The sequence below is a fragment of the Desulfovibrio fairfieldensis genome (genome assembly GCF_001553605.1).
Taxonomy (GTDB): Bacteria; Desulfobacterota; Desulfovibrionia; order Desulfovibrionales; family Desulfovibrionaceae; genus Desulfovibrio; species Desulfovibrio fairfieldensis.
In genome coordinates this window covers 649,261-667,631 of the sequence record NZ_CP014229.1, presented here as the reverse complement: position 1 = coordinate 667,631, position 18,371 = coordinate 649,261, and the positions used below count along the sequence as shown (strand labels likewise).

Here is an 18,371-nt window from a genome sequence, read left to right as displayed (position 1 = left end):
GCTCAGCTCTTGCGCCGCGCCATGCCCAGTTCCATGAGCCGTTCCAGCAACTGGCCGAAATCAAGGCCGATGACCTTGGCCTCCTGGGGCACAAGGCTGGTGGAGGTCATGCCCGGCAGGGTATTGACTTCCAGCAGGGTCAGGTTCTGGTCCGCATCCAGAATGAAGTCGGCCCGGCTGTAGCCCCGGAGTCCCAGGGCCCTGTGGGCGGCCAGAGCCAGTTCCCGTACCCGGTCGGTCAGCTCCGGCGCGATGGGCGCGGGGCAGATCTCGCGCGCGCCGCCCGTGGCGTACTTGCTTTCGTAATCGAAAAAATCCCCGGCTACGGGCTCAATGAGAATGGGCGGCAGGGCCTCCTCGCCCAGGATGCCGCAGGTCACCTCGCGGCCCTTGAGTTCCGGCTCGATGAGAGCCTCGTCCCCGGCGGCGAAGATTTCGGCCAGCACCTTGTCCAATTCCGCGCGGTCACGCGCCCGGCCCAGGCGCAGAGAGGACCCGCCGGTATTGCTTTTGACGAAAAGCGGATAGGGCAGACGCGGCTGCCAGTCCGCGGGCGGAGGACAGGGCAAAAATTCCCAGTCCGCCGTGGGCAGGCCCGCATGCCGGAAAAGCTGTTTGGCCGCGGCCTTGTTCAGGGCCAGAAAAGACCCCGCCGGGCCCGCGCCCTGGTAAGGACAGCCCACCCGGTCCAGCATGGCCTGCACCAAGCCGTCCTCGCCCGGCGCGCCGTGCAGGTTGATAAGGGCGAAGTCATGCTCCCTGGCCTGGGGCAGAAGCTGGTCGAACTCCGTCAGCAGATCGAAAAAGGTCACGCTGTGACCCAGCGCCCGCAGGGCTTCCGCCATGCCGCGCGCGCCGTTCAGCGAGACTTCGCGTTCACTGGACCAGCCGCCCGCAATCAAAAGAATCTTCATGCAACGTCCATCCTAACTGCGCCGACAAGGCGCGCTCAATGGTTTTTCCCTGTTCATAGGAACCCCGGATGCCCTCGCGCGCGGCCTCGGTACGGCCGTAGCGCGTCAGCAGATCCTCATAGCGTTCCTCAAGCGGCACGCAGGCGTCGTGCCTGACCCGCTTGTCGGCATAAATCACAAAAAACGGCAGCGCGCAGATGCCCGCCCCTTCCGGCAGAGGCCAGGGCCAGTGCACATGCAGCATGACGCCTTGAGCCAGCGTGTAGTTACGGGTTTCGGCCACCGCCCACGCGCCGCCCAGCAGGGCGTGGCTGCCGCCGTGACGCAGGCAGTAGGTTTTGGCGATGTCGTGCAGCAGGGCGCTGGCGCGCACCTCCGGCACATTGACCGCAAAGCCCTTTTCCACCGCGCGCCGGGCCAAAGCCGTGGCAATATGGGCCACCAGACGAGAATGGCGCTGCACATTGGGCAGCATGGCATACTTGCGCCAGAGGGCGAAACAAGCCTCGTCATCCGGAGAAGGCGGCGAAGGCGCGGAGGCGGCCGTCCTCAAACCCGGAAGTTCCGGCAGGCCGGACAGAGGGTGGCGGAATGGTTTCGCCGCGCCGGGCGCGGGGTCAAAACTGCTCATCCTGCAAGTATGCCACCGGCGGAGTGGGATGGCAAGACGCCCGCAATGCCGCCAGGGTCATTCCATTCTCCGTCCGTAGGCAGAATTATTCTGATCTCTACTAAGTTATCTTTCAAAGGGAATTGTTCTATGGGCTTATCATATCGATGAGGTATTTCGAACCCTGCGGGCGCAGTGCCTTTGCGCCTCCTGGCGTTTTGGCCGCCTATCGTTGCTGTCTTCATCCGTAAGGCGGCCTTGCCGCCAACGGCTGAAGCCCGGCGCGGACAGGGACCGGGGGGCAGAATAAAACAACTGACGGAGAACAGAATGCCCCTGCACCCTGGTCTGCCCCCATCAGGGTTCCAAAGTTTGAGCCTAGAGGGGCTTTTTTACTTTGTCTACCTTGATGGGGGCAGACCACCCCCGCTGTTGCCGTTTCAAGGAATCGCGCAAAAACAAAACAGCGGACCGGCCTTCAAAGGCTGATCCGCTGTTGATGACTGTTTTACGCCCACTCCCCTGGCCGCCCCGGACGCCGGATGGCGCCGGAGTCCGGAGCGGCGGCAACGGGAAGTGAACCGGGCGCCGGCTACGACACGAACCGGCGCGCGTCGCCGCTGCATCCCCACAGGCGGTCGGAATCAGGCATAATTCCGCAAGGGATGGCCCTGTTGACGGAAAGGGCCGCGACGAGCAGAACGCGTGCTGCGCTCTAAGCACTCTTATCGGCCCGCCGCGCGAAGACTTGAGAGGAAACTCCGGCCCGTGGGGACATTCCCGCAAAAAAACCCGCTCGTTCAGCCGCGTGCGGCCTGCTCCCGCAGCTTGTAGTGCAGCAGCTTGCCGGTGGCGGTATGCGGCAGCTCCTTCACCAGGGTATAGAACCTGGGCCGTTTGTACGGAGGCAGCATGGGATGGCGCGCGCAGTGGGCTTTCAGCTCCTCCACGCTCAGGCTTTCATCCGCCGGGAGCACATAGGCGGCCACGCACTGGCCGTGCAGACGGTCCGCCACGCCGATGACCGCGCTTTCCGCCACCTTCGGATGCTCGTTGAGCACGGCCTCGATCTGGGTGGGATAGATGTTTTCACCGGCGCAGATGATCATGTCGTCCTTGCGGCTCACTATGGTGACGCATTCATTTTCATCCCAGGTGCCCAGATCGCCGGTGTAATGGTAGCCCTTGTAAAACTTCCGCGCGCTCATTTCCGGATTGTTCACATAGCAGCAGGCGGACTTGGCCGGGGATTTGATGATGATTTCGCCCACCTCGGCATTGTCCTTGGCCGCCAGTTCCGTGGGCTCGGCGTGGCCGTCCTCCTTGAGCCGGATCACGCGCACATCGTCGTCCGTGCAGGCCTGCCCGGCACTACCCGCCATTTCCGGCAGATTGTAGGGGCGCAGAAAAGTATTCCAGAAGGTTTCCGTGGTGCCGTAGCCGTTAAAGATATTGGGCGTGAACAGCTCCCGGTATTTTTCGCAGGCGCTTTTCTCAAAGGGACTGCCCATGGTCACGATGCCGCGCAGGGCACTGAGGTCCGCCGGGGCGCGCTCCTGGGCCCGCGCCAGCAGGGCGATAATGGAGGGCACGCCGATCAGGAAGGTGACCTGATGTTCCTGGGCAAAGGCCAGGCAGCGACGGGGATTGAATTCACGCAGGATGACGACTTCGCCCCCGGCGTAAAGCGTGGGCGTGAGGCCGCCGGAATGCAGGCCGCCGCGGTGGAACCAGGGCGTCATGTTCATGGTCCGGTCCGTGGCGTTGAGCGGAAAGTGCATCATCACGTCGTGGGCGGAAAGCACTTCATTGATGTTGTTGATGGGCACGGCCTTGGCCCGGTTGGTGGTGCCGGAAGTATAGAGGCGCGCCGTTTCGTCGTAGATGTGCGGCCTATCAGGGCGGACAGGGTCGCTCCCCGGCCTGCCCGCCACGTATTCCCCGTACGGCGTATCGCCGGGCCGGGCGGGAGCCCCCTCCCCTACCGCCACCACGCGGCGCGGCTTGTGACGGGCAAAGTCCAGGGCTTGGCGCGCCGTTTCCGAGAATTCCAGGTCATAAACAAAAATTTCGGGCGTGCTGTCGTCGATGATCAGGGCCAGTTCGCCCGGCGCCAGGCGGTAGTTGACCGGGCAGCTGACGGCCCCGGTCTTGTGCCCGGCCAGATAGCAGAAGGCGAATTCCGGGCTGTTCAGCAGCATATACATGATCACGCTGTTTCCGCCCACGCCGTCGGCCGTCAGGGCATGGGCCAGACGGTTGGCGTCGGCATTGAGAGCCCGGTAGGTCCAGCGCCGTCCGCTGGCCGGGCAGTGCAGGGCCGGACGCTCCGCAAAGCGGCCCACATTGCGCAGAAAACCGTTCAGCCAAGTGAATTCATGCTCGAAGGTGTCCCTGAACATGGCGACATCGTAGGTAAAAGCCACAATATGTCTCCTATGACGGATAGCGGGATACGATAATGCTGGAATTCTGGCCGCCGAAGCCCAGCGAGTTGGACATGGCCGCGCGCACCACAGCGGGACGCGCCGTATTGGGCACATAGTCCAGATCACAGAGCGGGTCCGGAGTGGAATAGTTCAACGTGGGCGGCAAAACGCCCTCGCGGATGACCTGAATGCAGGCAATGACCTCGGTGAGGCCGCCCGCGCCCATCAGATGTCCGGTGGCCCCTTTGGTGGAGCTGGCAGGCGGCGCGACGGCCGCGCCGCCGAACACGTTTTTGATGGCTAGGGTTTCGGCCCGGTCGCCCAGCAGGGTGGACGTGCCGTGGGCGTTGATATAGCCGATGTCCGCCGGACGGAGTCCGGCCCGGCGCAACGCGGCGCGCATACAGGCAGCCGCGCCCGTTCCCCGTGGTTCCGGCGCGGTGATGTGATGGCCGTCGATGGTATTGCCCCAACCCGCCAGCACGGCTTTGACCTCCGCCCCGCGCGCCAGGGCATGGGCTTCGGTTTCGAGCAGCAGAGCGCCGCCGCCTTCGCCGATGACAAAGCCGTCCCGGCTCAGATCAAAAGGGCGGCAGGCCGTGCGCGGCTCGTCGTTGCGGCGCGAAAGGGCCTTGGCCTGCGTCAGGCTGGAAACCACGATGGGGCATAAAATACTTTCGCCGCCCATGGCGAGAACAGCGTCGGCCTCGCCGGAGAGCAGCAGCATGGCCGCGGTCATCAGGGCGTCGCCTCCGGCTGAGCAGGCGGTGTTCAGGGTCAGGCTGGGCCCGCGCAGACCGTGGGCAATGGCAACCTGGGCCGCGGCCACGTTGCCGATGACCATGGGCACGAAATGGGGGCTGACCTTGCCCGTGCGGCTGGCCTGAAAAGCGTCCTGGGTGCGCGCCACCGTGGTGACGCCGTCCATGGCCGTGCCCATGACCACGCCCACGCGTTCCGGCTCGGCGGCCACAGCCGCCATATCCAGGCCGCTGTCGCGCAGGGCCTCTTCCGCGGCCGCAAAAGCGTACTGCATGAAGGCCGAAGTGGTCCGGGCCACAGCATGGGGCAGCATTGCCGCCGGGTCGAAATCCCGGACTTCGGCGGCAATGCGCACGGCCATGTCCGAGGCGTCGAAGCGCGTAATGGGGCCGACGCCGCACGCGCCGTTGACAAGATTTTTCCAGTAGGCGGGTACGCCGATGCCGATGGGAGTGACCGCGCCCATGCCGGTGATCACCAGCGCCGTGTCTTTCATACGACTACCTTTTGGCCGCCGCGCCCTGGGATGCCGGAGGTTGCGCCACCAGATCGCTCAAGGCCAGGATAGTATTGGCATAGGTCCGCGAGTGATTGTAGGCCATCAGCAATGTATGCTGACGGGCGCGTGAGATCCCCGGCTTCCAACCATGCTTGGCCAGATAATTGGACAGGCTGGCCACCGCGTCCGGCACGCTGAACAGATCCACCTTGCCGTCGCCGTCGCCGTCCGCGCCGTAGACCGCGATATTGGACGGCATGAATTGGCAGAGCCCCACGGCCCCGTAAATGGAGCTGGGCAGGGCGCGCGGGTCGGCATTGTCGTGCAGCAGATGGGCCACCAGCGCGCGTACTTCCTTGTAGGCCCAGTCCGCGCGCTTGGGCATGGTTTCGGCGAACCAGTCCAGATGCCGCTCATAGCCGGGCAGGCGCGGCAACCAGTCGCTGATATCCTGCGGCTGGCGGCTCACGGCCATGCTGGCCAAGGTATAGAAGGCGTTTTCCGGCACGTCGGCCAGCACTTTGCCCAGGCGCGTCTCCACAAACAGCAGGGACACGGCAATGGCGGGCGGCACGCCGTAGCGGGCTTCCGCCAGGGCGAAGGCCTGGGGGTTGGCTGCGATGAACTCGCGGCAGAGCCGGGCGTTTTTCTCCGTGACCACGCCCTTGTAATAGAGCGGCGCGGGTTTGCCCGAGGGCGGTTTGGGGAAAAAGCGCCGCATATACAGCTCGCGCATTTTCCGGCCCATGGGCGACTGGCTGGGCGTGGCCGCCAGGGTGGACAGCAACGCGTCCACCCTGGGCCCGGCCAGGCCGTCAGCGGCCAGACGTTCGGCCAAGGGCCGCCATGCCGGGGCCACGGCCCCGTTTCCGGCGACATTCCCGGCCAAATTTCCGGCCTGGCCGGCGGGCGCGGCGACCGCAGGGGCCACCGGCGGAACCGGTTCCGGAGCAACGGGCGCGGAGCCCGCGGAAGGTTGAGAGGGTGAGGAAGAAAGAGTGGCGGGATTGTCCGCCGTCGGGGACGGCAGATCCCGTTCCGTCAGAGTGTCGCTCGTCGCGCCTGCGGCGGGCGGCGTGGAAGCCGTGTGTATGCCGCCGCAGGCGGCGAGCAGAAAGCAAAGGATCAGCAGAAAACAGCGCGGGCCAGCCGCCCGGCGAAAACGCGCGCGCTGACGCCGCAGCTGCCGTGGAGACATGGCTACAACTCCTGCAGAATCCAGACCACCTTCCCCAGCAGGCGCTTGACCAGCAGATCGGGCGTCAGCGATATTTCGGGGAAATCCGGCGACTCCGAGCGCAGCAGGTAGCCGTCCTGCTCTCCGTTGAGGAAGACGCGGCGCAGCATCAGCCCTTCATTGGGGGCGAACAGGGCGTATATCTGGCCGGACACCACATTGTTGTCCAGCGTGTCCACCCCCAGATGCGCGCCGGGCAGGATGAGCGGGCTCATGTTGGCCCCGCGCATGCGCAGTACCAGCAGGCCCTCGCGGCTCAGCGAAAGGGGCAGCGAAATTTTACCCGCCGGCGTCAGTTCGGGCCGGGGCTTTTTATCGCTGTAGGCACAGTGCATGTCATATTCCGTGCACACGGAATTTTTGGCCAGGGCATCGCCGTAATGGGCCGCGTTTTCGGCCAGAGAGGCCGGCGCGTCCTGCGGCATGTAGCCCTGCTCGGTACGCAGGTACATGGGCCCGACCCCTTGCTTGAGCCAGTCGGGGTTGAGTCCGTATTTCTCAAAGAGCTTCATATACCAGTCGCCCGGCACGGAATTGCGCCGTTTGGCGTCTGAGATGCTCGACTGGCGGATATCCAGCACTTCAGCCAACTCCACCTGGGTGCGGCTGCTGGTCGCCAGTTTGATGCGTTCATATATTTCCGCAAAGACAGGCATGGGATACTCCATAACGCGCAGAAAACGCGTCATCAGTGTTGCAGATTGAGCAGCGGCGCTTCGTTGGTCAGCACCATCTTGCTGTTGTCCTTAAAGGACTTGCGCATAGCCTCCAGCCAACGCTGGTAGGCATAAAATTCCGGAGACTTGCTGTAGGCCTCGGCATAGGCGGCCGCAGCCTGGGCATCGCCCTTGCCGCGTTCCATCTGGGCCTCGCGGGCGGCTTCAGCCAGAATCAGGGCGCGCTGGCGGTCGGCGTCGGAACGGATGCGCGTGGATTCCTCCTCGCCCTCCGACCGGTATTGCTTGGCCTGGCGTTCGCGCTCGGCGCGCATGCGGCCGAAAATGGCCCGCTGGTTTTCGGCCGGAAGGTCCGTGCGCTTGATGCGCACGTCCAGCACTTCCACGCCGAAGGGTTTCATCAGTTCCGAGACCTTGTCGGTCACTTCCTTCATAATGGCCGCGCGGTGCGAGGAGACGACCTCGGTAAGGGTGTACGCGCCCACCAGAGCCCGTAACTGGGAGTAAACCACGTCGTCCAGACGGGCCTGCGCTCCCGGGATACTGCGCATGGTGCGGTAGAACTGGAGAGGGTCAATAATCTTCCAGCGGGCGTAGTTGTCCAGCACAATGGCCTTCTTGTCCACGGTGAAGGCCTCGCGCGAGCGTGCTTCATAATCCAGCACGCGGGAGTCGAAATAGACCACGTTCTGAATGAAAGGCAGTTTGAAATGCAGGCCCGGCCCGTACACTTCCGGAAGCGGCTCGCCCAGTTGAAGAACCAGGGCTTTCTGGGTCTGATGCACGGTGAAGAAGCACTGACTCGCCAGAGCCAGGACCGCAAGGGCCACGATAACCAGAAGCAGCGGATTCTTGCGCATTACTTTTTCTCCACGGCCTGCGGGGCCTTGGGGGTCTGGGGGGCGCTCAGGCTGGGCAGGGGCAGATAGGGCAGCGCGCGGGCCGCGGCAGCGCCGTCCATAAGCACCTTTTCTCCGGCGCCGGCCAGAATGTCTTCCATGGTTTCGTAATACAGCCGCTGCTTGGTGACCTTGGGAGCTTTTTCGTATTCCACGCGCAAGGCGTCGAAACGCGAGGCGTCGCCCTCGGCGTTACGCACGCGGGTGGCGCTGTAGGCCTCGGCCTGATTGCGCATGGCCGCGGCCTGGCCGCGCGCCTTGGGCAGAAGTTCGTTGCGGTAGGCTTCGGCCTCATTGATGATCCGGCTCTTGTCCTCACGGGCGCTGGCCACATCCTTGAAGGCTTCGATGACATCCTGCGGCGGATGCACATCCTGCAACTGCACCGCGATGACATGGATGCCCGCGCCGTAGCGGTTGAGAATCTGCTGCAGAAGCTGGGTGGCCTCGCTCTGGATCTTCAACTTGCCGTCGGTGATGGCCGAGTCGATCTGGCTGTTGCCGATGACCTCGCGCATGGCCGCCTCGGCCGCGTTGCGCACCAGCGCAGCGGGCGCGCTGACGTTGAAGAGGTACTGCACGGGATCGCTGATCTTGTACTGCACGCTGAACTGCACATTGACGATATTTTCATCGCCCGTGAGCATGGAGGCTTCCTCGGGGATGGTCCGCACCTGTCCCTGCTGGAAGGTAGCGGACTGGCCCACGGAGCGGAAGCCCACTTCGCTGCGCAGCACCTGGGTGACCTGCGGCTTGTAGACCGTTTCAATGGGCACGGGCCAGGCATAATGCGGGCCGGGACCTTCCGTGCGTTCGTACTTGCCGAAACGCAGCACCACGCCCTGCTCGTCGGGGTTGATGATATAAATGCCCGACAACAGCCAGAGCCCCACCACGGCCAGCAGCACCAGCAGCACCGCGCGTCCGTTGGGCACGCGCATCTGGGAAAGGCGCTTGAGCGGATTCGCATCCGGCCCGCTGCCCCTCTTGTTGAAGGGGGTACGCCGGGCGCGAGGCTCGTCGCGCTCGGTTTCGTCGTGATCCTGGTCCTGAGGAGGCCTAGGGGGAGAATTCTGCCCCTGCTGTCGCTGCCGCTTTTCTTGTAGTTTATCCCAATCCCAATTCATGGTAGAGGCAATACCTTCGCTTCAGAGGTGCGGGGCGCCCATAACAGTCCGCAGCGCCCACAACGTGAGGAGTAGTGTTTATAAATAGGACACGAATCCGCCTTGGTCAAGGCGAAGAGAGGCATGTCAATAAGAAGAGCCGCATGAAAAAGGGCTGCATGGAGCGCCTTTTTTGCGGCCAAGAGAGAAATGGAGCCCCACAAGCGGCCTGGGACGTCGCAACAGAGGCGGCCTACCGCGCCGCCTCCGCAGCCTGCGCGTCGGTGTCGGCACAAGGGCTGCGCAGGGACCTGCCGGCCAGGGGCACCACCCGCACCACCCGTACCACATCGGCCTGCACCGCAAAATTGGGTACGTAATCAGCCAGATTCTGGCGCGGCGTCAGCGAGTTTCCGTCCTGCCAGAGCATGGCGGCGAAAAAACACGCGCAGCCCAGCAGGGCGGCGCTCAACAGGGCGTACGGCGCATTGTTTCTTCCGTTGCTTCTGATCATTGCTTGCTCCTCAATATTTCGCGGCAGATTTTTCCCTGCCGCCCTTCCATGGAGAAACAAGCAATATTGATGCCAGACGGGATTTTCCGGGCAAAAAAATTCTTCGCTCTATCGTTCTCTATAGTTAATGTTACGGCCCCAGGTTTAAAATCGGCGCCGCCTCCACAGGGCACGGGAGACAGCTGAAAAAAACGCCGGAACGCATCAAGCCCGCCGGAAGGCCGCACATTGTCGGCGTTCCCGGCGGGCTTGATGCGCTCGCGGTTGAAGGCCCGGCTGAAAACCGGCCGACGCCCGCTGGAGCAGATCGACTTTGAAATGCTCTAAACTTCGCTGATAATGGGCACCACCACCGGGTCGCGTTCCAGCACGCGGCGGAAGAAACGCCGCAGGGAGGAGCGGATGCCCTCCTGCATGCGGGTGAGCTGGCCGGGCCGGGCCGCCTCGATCTCATCCAGCACCAGGCATTTGGCGTCTTCCAGCAAATGGCTGTATTGCTGCTCGAAGACAAAGCCCTTGGAAATCATTTCCGGCCCGTGCAGCACGCTGCCCGTCTCCGAATCCACAACCAGCACCACGATGACCATGCCCTCATCGCCCAGAATGCGCCGCTCCTTGAGCACGGCGGAACCCACGTCGCCCACGCCCTTGCCGTCCACCAGGGTGCACTCCACGGGCACGCGGTCCTCCAGGCGGAAGGAATCCGGCAGAATGCTTAGGGGCTGGCCGTCCTCCAGCAGGATGATCTTTTCCGGGTCCACGCCGCAGCTTTCGGCCAGACGGCCGTGCTTGACCAGATGCTGGTATTCGCCGTGCACCGGCACAAAAAGCTCGGGCCGCACGGCCAGCAACATTTCGCGCAATTCCTCGCTGTGGGCATGGCCCGAGGCGTGGATGGCATGCACGCTCTCATAGAGCACTTCCGCGCCCAGGCGATACATTTCATTGATCAGGCGGGAAATGGCCTTGGCATTGCCCGGAATCATGCGCGAACTCATGACCACGGTGTCGCCCTCGCGGATGCAGAGCTGGCGGTGGCCGCCCAGCACCATGCGCGACAGGGCCGACAACGGCTCGCCCTGCGCGCCGGTGACCACCAGCACCAGTTGCTCGTCCGGCAGATCCGGCACGCCGTTGTGGGCGTTGAAAAAGGAGGGCGGCAGCTTGGCGAAGCCCAGATCCCGCGCCATTTCAATATTGTTCGCCAGGGACTTGCCGCTGATGACCACCGTGCGCCCGCGCTCCCTGGCAAGGTCGAAGACTTCCTGGATGCGCTGGATATGGCTGGAAAAAAGCGTGATGACAATGCGGCCCTTGGCCGAATCAAAGACCTTGCCCAGAGAGTCCTTGACCTCCCGCTCGGTGAGAGAACGCCCCTCGCGCATGACGTTGGTGGAGTCCGAAAGCAGCAGGCGCGCGCCTTCCGGACCGGCGAACTCCCGGAAAAGACGCAAGTCCGTGCCCGAGCCGCCCAGGGGGTGGGGGTCGAGCTTGAAGTCGCCGCTGTGCACCACCCGGCCCACGGGGGTTTCCACGCCCAGGCCGAAACCTTCGGGGATGGAGTGACAGACCGGAAAGAAATGAAAGGTCAGGTCGCCTAGGGGTAGCGTGGTACCGGCGTCCACCGGGCAGAGCTCCACCCAGTCCAGGATTTCATGTTCGCGCAGCTTGTGCTCCACCAGGGCCAGGGTGAAGCGCGAGCCGTAAATGCGCGTGCCTTTGAGTTCCCGCACCAGCCAGGGCAGCGCGCCGATGTGGTCCTCATGCCCGTGGGTCAGCACGATGCCCAGCAGCTTGTCCTTGACGGCGCTCACCGCGCCGAAATGCGGAATGACCACGTCCACGCCCAGATGGGCGTCGTCCGGAAACATCAGCCCGCAGTCCACCATGACCACGCCGCCCTCTGTTTCCCAGAGCTGGCAGTTGAGGCCGATTTCGCCGAGTCCCCCCAGGGGGGTAATGGAAAGGTAAGGTTCGTTCATGCCTGCCGTCGTATGTTGATTTTCGTCATAACAATATCGTGCACTTACAGACGGAATGGCTTCCAGGAAGCCGTCCGCGTTCATTAAATATGCCGGAAAACGCTTCCGGCGCAAACAAGGACCGAGCTTTGCCGTCGGCGATGCGTTCCGGAGCCCGCCGCAACAGGGCGCGCTCCACAGGAATCAGCGCTGCATCAGATCGGGATGAAATTCACCCATGGCCACGTAAATCTGGGCCAGGGCCGTGAGATAATCGGCCTTGGCGCTGGTCAGCGAAGCCTGGGCCGTGGTCAGTTTGGAAGAGGCGTCCAGCACGTCGAAGTTGGTGCCCACCTGCTCCTGGTAGCGGGCCAGGGCCACATTATAGGCTTCCGTGGCCTGCTCCACGCCCTTTTCCGCCACGGAAATACGCTTTTCCGCCTCATGCACGGCCAGCAGCTTGGATTTGATGTCGTAGCCCACCTGGAGCTTCAGGTCTTCCTCTTCGTAACGCATCTTGGTCACCAGCCAGCCCGCCTGCTTGTCGGCATAATAGGTGGTGCCCCACTGAAAGACATTCCAAGTGGCGCGGGCTCCCACCTCCCAGGTGGTGCCGCGCGAGCTCCGGTCGCCCGAGCGTTGCAGATCCGGGGTATTGCCGGTCTGATTGATGTTGTAATAGGCCTCTACCTGCGGGTAGTAATCGCTCTGGGCCACGCGCTGGTCCTTGCCCGCGATTTCCACGGACTTGGCCGCCATATACAGATCCGGCCGCTGGCGGTAGGCGGCCTCCAGACATTGTTCCAGCGAACGCCGGAAAGGCACATGGACCAGCTTGCCCGTATACGCGGCCCTGGCGGTGGCGGGCAGGCCCAGCAGGGTATTGAGCTTGGCGAGATAGGTGTCGCGGTTGTTTTCCACCTGGATCAGCTGGTTTTCCGCCTGGCTCACATTGACCTCGGCCTGGAGCACATCCAAGCGCGGGCGCAGGCCCACGTCATAGAAAGCCTTGGTAATGCGCAACTGGTCGCGCAGCCGGGCCAGGGAATCCCGCTCGCTGCGCACGTTTTCCTCGGCGCGCAGATAATCGAGAAAATAGGTCTGGACCTGTTCGGTCATGTCCAGCTCGGCCTTGCGCAGGGAGGCCTTGTCGCTGTCGGACTGGAGGGCGGCTTTCTGATAGGTGGCCAACAGCCTGAACCCCTGAAAGACCGGCTGGGAAACTTCCACGGCCCAGGAATAGGTGCCCAGTTCCGGCGGGCGCGAGCTGGCGGGCGAACTTTTCCTTTCCTGTTTGACCGCCGTGTAGCTCATGCCGAGTTTGGGACCAAAGGCCCCGCGCGCCGACTTGCGCCCCTCTTCCGAAGAGCGGCTCTGGGATTCCTGCGACCCCAGGCTGGGATTGAACTTCAAGGCCCGCTGCACGGCCTCGGGCATGCTGACGGCATCCGGCAGGCCCAGATGCGCGTCCTTGCCGTCCGGGGAACGCTGCCCCGTGTAGAGCGGCGCGGGTGGGGACTTCATGGCTCCGGCCCTGGACGCGGGCTGAGCCTCGGCCACGGGCGGATCGGCAAAAAAGAGGGCAACGCAGCCCAGCCACAGCCCGGCCAGCAGGCAGAGCGCGGGAGCGCGGCGGAAAAAGACGATTATGCGCATGGCCCCTAGCATACACGTACAGACGCGGCATTGGCAACACAGACTTTATCCCGGGCCAGGGCAATCGAATGAATAGGATGAACGTTGTATCCAAAGCGAAAGAGAAAAATACTCTTACGGCAGCCCTCCTGTAACTTTGCGGTTATTTTGCGAAATCCGCCTTTTCCGCGCGGGTGGCGTTATCGGCGCGTTTTTGATGCTCACATATCCGGAGATGAGGCATGCATTCAATTGCCCGGCAGACTGAACCCGCCCGGCGGTGACGTCCGCGCTCGGAACGGGCGGTGCGGCGCTTTCCGCCTTGACGGGGCCGTGAATTCGTTTTTATTATCTAAAGATACACCAGCAACAGGACAATAGCCGTTATGGATGCAACCGCCGCGCGGTCCATTGATGCCGTCCGCCGTTTTTTCAGGGCCTACCTGCAGGAAAGAGACCCTGAAGAGGCGGCGCACTGTCTTTGTGAGGATGTGCGTTGGATCGGCATCGGCGCATCGGGAACCATTGGGCAGGGCCCGGAGACATTCCGCGCCTCGTTGCGCGAGGAATTCCTGGCGGCCCCCGGCCCCCGGAAATATGAACTGTGCGATCCGCGCGCGTTTGCCTGCGGCGAAAACTGCGCCTGCGTGGACGGCGTCCTGCGACTGCCCGCAACCCTGCCCGGCGGCGAAGCCGCGCGCCTGGAAATGCGCTTTTCCGCCGTCTGCCGCTGCCGGGGAGAGGACTGCCTGATCCGGGCCATCCACGTTTCCGCGCCCGTCGAACACCGGAACGAGGGCGGATTTTTTCCGGCCAGTCTCGGCGAAACCACCACCGCCGGGATGTCCTTCCGCTCCAAGGAACAAGCCTTTGAACTGCTCAAGAACAGCATCCCCGGCGGCCTTATCGGCGGCTTCATGGAGCCGGGCTTTCCTCTCTATTTCGTCAACGACAACCTGATCCGCCACCTGGATTACGACTCTTACGAGGAATTCGCCGCTGATATCCAGGGGATGGTCGGCAACGGCATCCACCCCGAGGACCGCGAGCACGTCAACCGGGTGGTGTCGGAATCCCTGGCGGTTTCCGACCACTACGAAGTCGTCTACCGCATGCTCGCCAAGGGCGGCTCATTCATCTGGGTGCTGGACCGGGGCTGCCTGACCACGGACCGGGGGCGCAAGGTTATTGTCAGCATCGTCATCGACATCACCCAGCAACGCCGGCTTCAGGAGCGGCTCCAACGGGGCATGGCCTCGCTGGAGCGCAAAAACGCCGAGCTCGGAGCTTTTTACCAGGTGGTGGTCAGCGGCATCGCCAAAATCCTGGACGACCCCGGCTATACCCTGCTCTATGCCAACGATCAATTTTTCGACAATCTCGGCTACACGCGGGAGGAAATCCTCTCCCTCTTCAACAACGAATCATTGCGCATCATGCACCCCGCCGACGCGGCGGCCACGGATAAAAGCATCCGTGAACTCAAGGAGCAAGGGCGCTTTTCCGTCAAATGCCGCTTCGTCAAAAAAAACGGCGAGAGCGTGCGCATCCGTCTGGACGGCTGCCAGACCAGCGAAAGCCACGACGGCTACAACGTCATTTACTGCTTCTATACGGATATTGAGGAGCAGGAGCGCCGCGACGCCGTCTACCAGCGCCAGCAGCACTTCATGTCCCTGATCAGTTCGAGCATCGCGGGCGGCTCCTTCATCACCCGCGCCGAGGCCGGGCGGCCGCTGGCCTATGTCAGCGACAGCCTGCTCTCCCTGCTCGGCTACACCCGCAAGGAGTTTGAAAGTGCCTGCGGCGGCAGGCTGGCCGGCATCATCCACCCCGAGGACCGAGGGCGCGTCACGGCGGCTTGCGCGGACCCGCAGCGCGACTATTACGAAGAGGAATACCGGATCAGAAAAGCCGACGGCAATCTGATCTGGGCTCTGGAAAAAGGCCGCCTGGCCACGGACGAGGACGGCGAACGGATCTATATCTGCATCCTGCTGGACATCACCGACAGGAAACTCCGCCACGACGAGCTGGTGCAGCGCACCCGCCAGGACCCGCTCACCGGTCTGTACAATCACGACTACGCCCGGCAATACATCCAGACCTATCTCGACATCCACCAGCACGGGCACGCCTCGGCCCTGCTGCTCTTCGACCTGGACAATTTCAAACGCGTCAATGACCGGCACGGACACCTGGAAGGCGACGCCGCGCTGGCCCGCTTCGCGGAAATACTAAAAAAACAGTTTCGCAGCCGGGATTTTCTGGCCCGCACCGGCGGCGACGAATTCATCGCCTTTCTGCAGGACATTCCCTCCGAGCAGGAAGCCGGGGCCATGGCGGACGGCGTGGCACGGAGCATGCGCGACTCGCTCGGCAGGGAATACGCGGACTGTGGTCTTGCCCTCAGCGTCGGCATGGCCTTCGCCACCGAGCGGACCTCCTACAATCTGCTCTTTCACGCCGCCGACGAAGCCATGTACCGGATGAAAGGCAAGGGACGCGACGAACGGGCATTTGTTCTGGACCGGGCGGAACGGGAGTTCGAGCGTCATCTGCTCTTCAAGCACGCCTTCGGCATCATTCTGCGCATTGATCTCGACAGCGGGCAATACCACATCCGCTATGGCGCGCATGCGGTCAGCTCCCGGCTTCCCTCGGCAGGCCCCTATGAGCAAGTGCTGAGCGACGCCCTGCTCCATCCGGTTCTGCCCGAAGACAAAACCATGCTGCGGGAAAAGCTGGGGCTGGCGCAGCTCCGCGCGGCCTGCGCGCGCGGCGAGGAGGTCCTGTCCCGCGAATACCGCGTTCGCCGAACGTCCGGCGAAATCCTGTGGATAGAATCCCGCTTCCATTTCCTGCGCAACGAGGGCCTGAACCTGGCCTACAACGTCATTTCCGACATCACCGAAAGCAGAAGGCAGCGCGAGCAGATCCGCATCGCGGAAATCTACACCTTCACCCTTCAGGATACCTCGGACGAAATTTACGAACTGGACATGGAGCGCGGGCGTTATCGGACCATCCGCGGTTCGGGCGACGAGTTTCTGCCCCTGCCTCCGGAAGGAACAGTGGACGAGCTCCAGCACGCCGTCCGCGACGGCATGATCCACCCCGACGACCGGGAACGCTTCGACCGCTTCCATTACCGGGCGCGCGAGGCCGGAAACGGCAAGCCCAGCCGTGATGAATTCCGCTGTCTCTGGCAGGACGGCGCATATCACTGGGTTTCCATCAGCGTTCTGCCCGTCAGCGCCACCGGCAAGGCCTTCCTTGTCTGCGTCATGGGCATTGACGAGCGTAAACGGCTGGAAACTTTTTCCAGCGAAAACGAGCAACTGCGGCAAAACAAATTGGAGGACGAACGCTACCGCATTATTGTGGAACAGAGTCGCGGCATTGTGCTGGATCTCGATCTGGAGCGGGGCGTCTACTATGCGCCCGGCCTTGAAAAGCGGTTCGTCTGCGATCCCATTGCGCAGGAAGGCCCCATGGGCATGCTGCGCTCACTGGAGATCCATCCGGACGACCGCCCCCTGCTGGATACCTTCCACCAAACTCTGCGCAGCAGATCATCGGAAGCGGAAACAACGCTGCGCCTCAAGCGGCGGGACGGAGCCTTCCTCTGGTGCCGCATTGCCGTCACCGTCCGCCGCGACGATGAAGACCGTCCGGTCCGCATTGTGGGCCTTATCACCGATGTGGACAGCGACGTGCGCACCATGCGCCAGTTCCGCTACCGGGCCGAACATGACCCGGTCACGGGCTACAGCAACCTGCCCGGATTCAAGCTGGACGCCACGCGCCTGCTCGCCGCGCGCACCGGGCGCAAATACGCCCTGTGGCACTGCGATTTCCGCAATTTCAAATATATCAATGACATGTACGGCTATGACGTGGGCAACCGGCTGCTCAAATACTGGGCCGACCTGCTGGCCGCCAGCTTCAGCCCGGAGGAGACCTTCGCGCGCTCCTCGGCGGACAATTTCGTGCTGCTCTGCACCTACCGGGATATTGCGGAAATAGAGACACGTTTCCACAACTCTGTGGAGCTGCTCGGGCATTTTGAAGAATTGGCCAGCAAACGCTTCCGCGTGGAACTGGTGGGCGGCTGTTACATGGTGGAAGACGACGACGCCCTCAGCCTCAACGATATGCTGGGCCGGGCCACCATGGCGCAAAAAAGCGTGAAACACCTTGGCGGCAGCCGTTATGCATTTTATTCCAAGGCCATGCGCGAAAAGGTCATTTATGAACAGGAAGTCGAAGCATCCATGGAAAAGGCCCTGCGCAACGGGGAATTCCACGCATGGCTGCAACCGCAGATCGACATCCACAACGGCAACCGTCTGATCGGCGCGGAGGTGCTGGCGCGCTGGCAGCGGCCGGGGCGGGGTTTCGTGCCGCCCTGCGACTTCATTCCTCTGTTCGAGCGCAACGGCTTCATTGTGGATCTGGACGCCTTCATGTTTGAACAGGCCTGCGCCTACCTTGCCTCGCGCCGTTCGCGCGGCCTGCCGCCGCTACGCCTGTCCGTGAACGTCTCACGCATGAGCCTGGGGCAAAAAAACTTTCTTGAGCGCTACACCGCCGTGCGGGAGCGCTACGCCATCTCCCCGGGCATGCTGGAACTGGAGTGCACCGAAAGCCTTGCGGTCAAGGATTTTCCCCTGTTCCGCGAAGTCATGACCCGGCTGCCCGGTTGCGGCTTCCGCCGGGCCATGGACGACTTCGGTACGGGCTATTCCTCCCTGAATCTGCTGAAAAACATCGACCTCGACGTGCTCAAGCTGGACATGGAGTTCTTCCGCAACACCGAGGGAACGTCCCGTGAGCGCGCCGTGGTCGAAAGCGTGGTCCGCATGGCCCACGCCTTGGACTTGACCACTGTGGCCGAGGGCATCGAGCTGCCCGAGCAGGTGGACTTTCTGCGGGCCATCGGTTGCGACGCCGTGCAGGGCTATGTTTTCTCCCGCCCCGTTCCTCTGGACGACTTTGAGGAACAAGAAAGCCGTTTCGCCGCGCCGTAAACGAGCATTTCAATCAACGTTGGGATGCTCGTTTACGGCGGGCAAAACCCGCCGACCCGCATTTCGCAGTTGAGGATTCGCAGAGGGGTTGACGC

General features: G+C 63.0%; 12 protein-coding genes. 1 reads left to right on the top strand and 11 read right to left on the bottom strand.

Features of this window, described 5'->3' with window-relative positions:
- Nucleotides 1–2: 2 nt before the first annotated feature.
- From AXF13_RS02855 to AXF13_RS02805, 11 genes are all read right to left on the bottom strand, one after another.
- Nucleotides 3–914, bottom strand: coding sequence for a D-alanine--D-alanine ligase family protein (locus AXF13_RS02855; protein WP_062251569.1), 912 nt, complete (start codon nucleotides 912–914; stop codon nucleotides 3–5).
- A complete protein-coding gene (locus tag AXF13_RS02850) occupies nucleotides 877–1,545 on the bottom strand; it encodes an HD domain-containing protein (RefSeq protein ID WP_062251568.1) in 669 nt (222 codons plus the stop codon). The genes AXF13_RS02855 and AXF13_RS02850 overlap by 38 nt, the downstream gene beginning before the upstream one ends.
- Nucleotides 1,546–2,324: 779 nt before the next feature.
- Nucleotides 2,325–3,950, bottom strand: a complete 1,626-nt coding sequence (locus tag AXF13_RS02845) for a class I adenylate-forming enzyme family protein (protein ID WP_083521929.1) — start codon at nucleotides 3,948–3,950, stop codon at nucleotides 2,325–2,327.
- A 10-nt stretch (nucleotides 3,951–3,960) separates the two neighbouring features.
- Complete coding sequence (locus AXF13_RS02840) at nucleotides 3,961–5,211, bottom strand: beta-ketoacyl-[acyl-carrier-protein] synthase family protein (RefSeq protein WP_062251567.1); 1,251 nt, start codon at nucleotides 5,209–5,211, stop codon at nucleotides 3,961–3,963.
- Nucleotides 5,212–5,215: 4 nt separating this feature from the next.
- Nucleotides 5,216–6,412, bottom strand: a complete 1,197-nt coding sequence (locus tag AXF13_RS02835) for a lytic murein transglycosylase (RefSeq protein WP_062251566.1) — start codon at nucleotides 6,410–6,412, stop codon at nucleotides 5,216–5,218.
- A 2-nt stretch (nucleotides 6,413–6,414) separates the two neighbouring features.
- Nucleotides 6,415–7,107 carry a LexA family transcriptional regulator gene (locus tag AXF13_RS02830; protein WP_062254682.1) on the bottom strand — a complete coding sequence of 231 codons (693 nt, stop codon included), beginning with the start codon at nucleotides 7,105–7,107 and terminating at the stop codon, nucleotides 6,415–6,417.
- 32 nt (nucleotides 7,108–7,139) lie between these two features.
- Entirely contained in the window at nucleotides 7,140–7,988 is an 849-nt protein-coding gene (hflC, locus tag AXF13_RS02825; RefSeq protein WP_062251565.1) for a protease modulator HflC, read from the bottom strand.
- A complete protein-coding gene (hflK, locus tag AXF13_RS02820; RefSeq protein WP_062251564.1) occupies nucleotides 7,988–9,154 on the bottom strand; it encodes an FtsH protease activity modulator HflK in 1,167 nt (388 codons plus the stop codon). Before hflK ends, hflC begins: the two co-directional genes overlap by 1 nt.
- 232 nt (nucleotides 9,155–9,386) lie before the next feature.
- On the bottom strand, nucleotides 9,387–9,647 hold the full coding sequence (locus AXF13_RS02815; RefSeq protein ID WP_062251563.1) for a hypothetical protein: 261 nt from the start codon (nucleotides 9,645–9,647) through the stop codon (nucleotides 9,387–9,389).
- Nucleotides 9,648–9,970: 323 nt separating this feature from the next.
- A complete protein-coding gene (locus AXF13_RS02810; protein ID WP_009303875.1) occupies nucleotides 9,971–11,629 on the bottom strand; it encodes a ribonuclease J in 1,659 nt (552 codons plus the stop codon).
- A gap of 183 nt (nucleotides 11,630–11,812) precedes the next feature.
- The gene (locus AXF13_RS02805; RefSeq protein WP_062251562.1) at nucleotides 11,813–13,264 is read right to left on the bottom strand and encodes a TolC family protein; all 1,452 of its coding nucleotides are present in this window, start codon (nucleotides 13,262–13,264) and stop codon (nucleotides 11,813–11,815) included.
- 365 nt (nucleotides 13,265–13,629) lie between these two features.
- Here AXF13_RS02805 and AXF13_RS02800 point away from each other — a divergent pair, with 365 nt between their 5' ends.
- The gene (locus tag AXF13_RS02800; RefSeq protein WP_062251561.1) at nucleotides 13,630–18,276 is read left to right on the top strand and encodes an EAL domain-containing protein; all 4,647 of its coding nucleotides are present in this window, start codon (nucleotides 13,630–13,632) and stop codon (nucleotides 18,274–18,276) included.
- The last annotated feature ends 95 nt before the right edge of the window (nucleotides 18,277–18,371 follow it).

Coding starts and splice junctions, on each gene's coding strand:
- AXF13_RS02855 (WP_062251569.1), bottom strand. CDS start 914: ATGAAGATTCTTTTGATTGCGGGCGGCTGGTCCAGTGAACGCGAAGTC.
- AXF13_RS02850 (WP_062251568.1), bottom strand. CDS start 1,545: ATGAGCAGTTTTGACCCCGCGCCCGGCGCGGCGAAACCATTCCGCCAC.
- AXF13_RS02840 (WP_062251567.1), bottom strand. CDS start 5,211: ATGAAAGACACGGCGCTGGTGATCACCGGCATGGGCGCGGTCACTCCC.
- AXF13_RS02835 (WP_062251566.1), bottom strand. CDS start 6,412: ATGTCTCCACGGCAGCTGCGGCGTCAGCGCGCGCGTTTTCGCCGGGCG.
- AXF13_RS02830 (WP_062254682.1), bottom strand. CDS start 7,107: ATGCCTGTCTTTGCGGAAATATATGAACGCATCAAACTGGCGACCAGC.
- hflC (WP_062251565.1), bottom strand. CDS start 7,988: ATGCGCAAGAATCCGCTGCTTCTGGTTATCGTGGCCCTTGCGGTCCTG.
- hflK (WP_062251564.1), bottom strand. CDS start 9,154: ATGAATTGGGATTGGGATAAACTACAAGAAAAGCGGCAGCGACAGCAG.
- AXF13_RS02815 (WP_062251563.1), bottom strand. CDS start 9,647: ATGATCAGAAGCAACGGAAGAAACAATGCGCCGTACGCCCTGTTGAGC.
- AXF13_RS02810 (WP_009303875.1), bottom strand. CDS start 11,629: ATGAACGAACCTTACCTTTCCATTACCCCCCTGGGGGGACTCGGCGAA.
- AXF13_RS02805 (WP_062251562.1), bottom strand. CDS start 13,264: ATGCGCATAATCGTCTTTTTCCGCCGCGCTCCCGCGCTCTGCCTGCTG.
- AXF13_RS02800 (WP_062251561.1), top strand. CDS start 13,630: ATGGATGCAACCGCCGCGCGGTCCATTGATGCCGTCCGCCGTTTTTTC.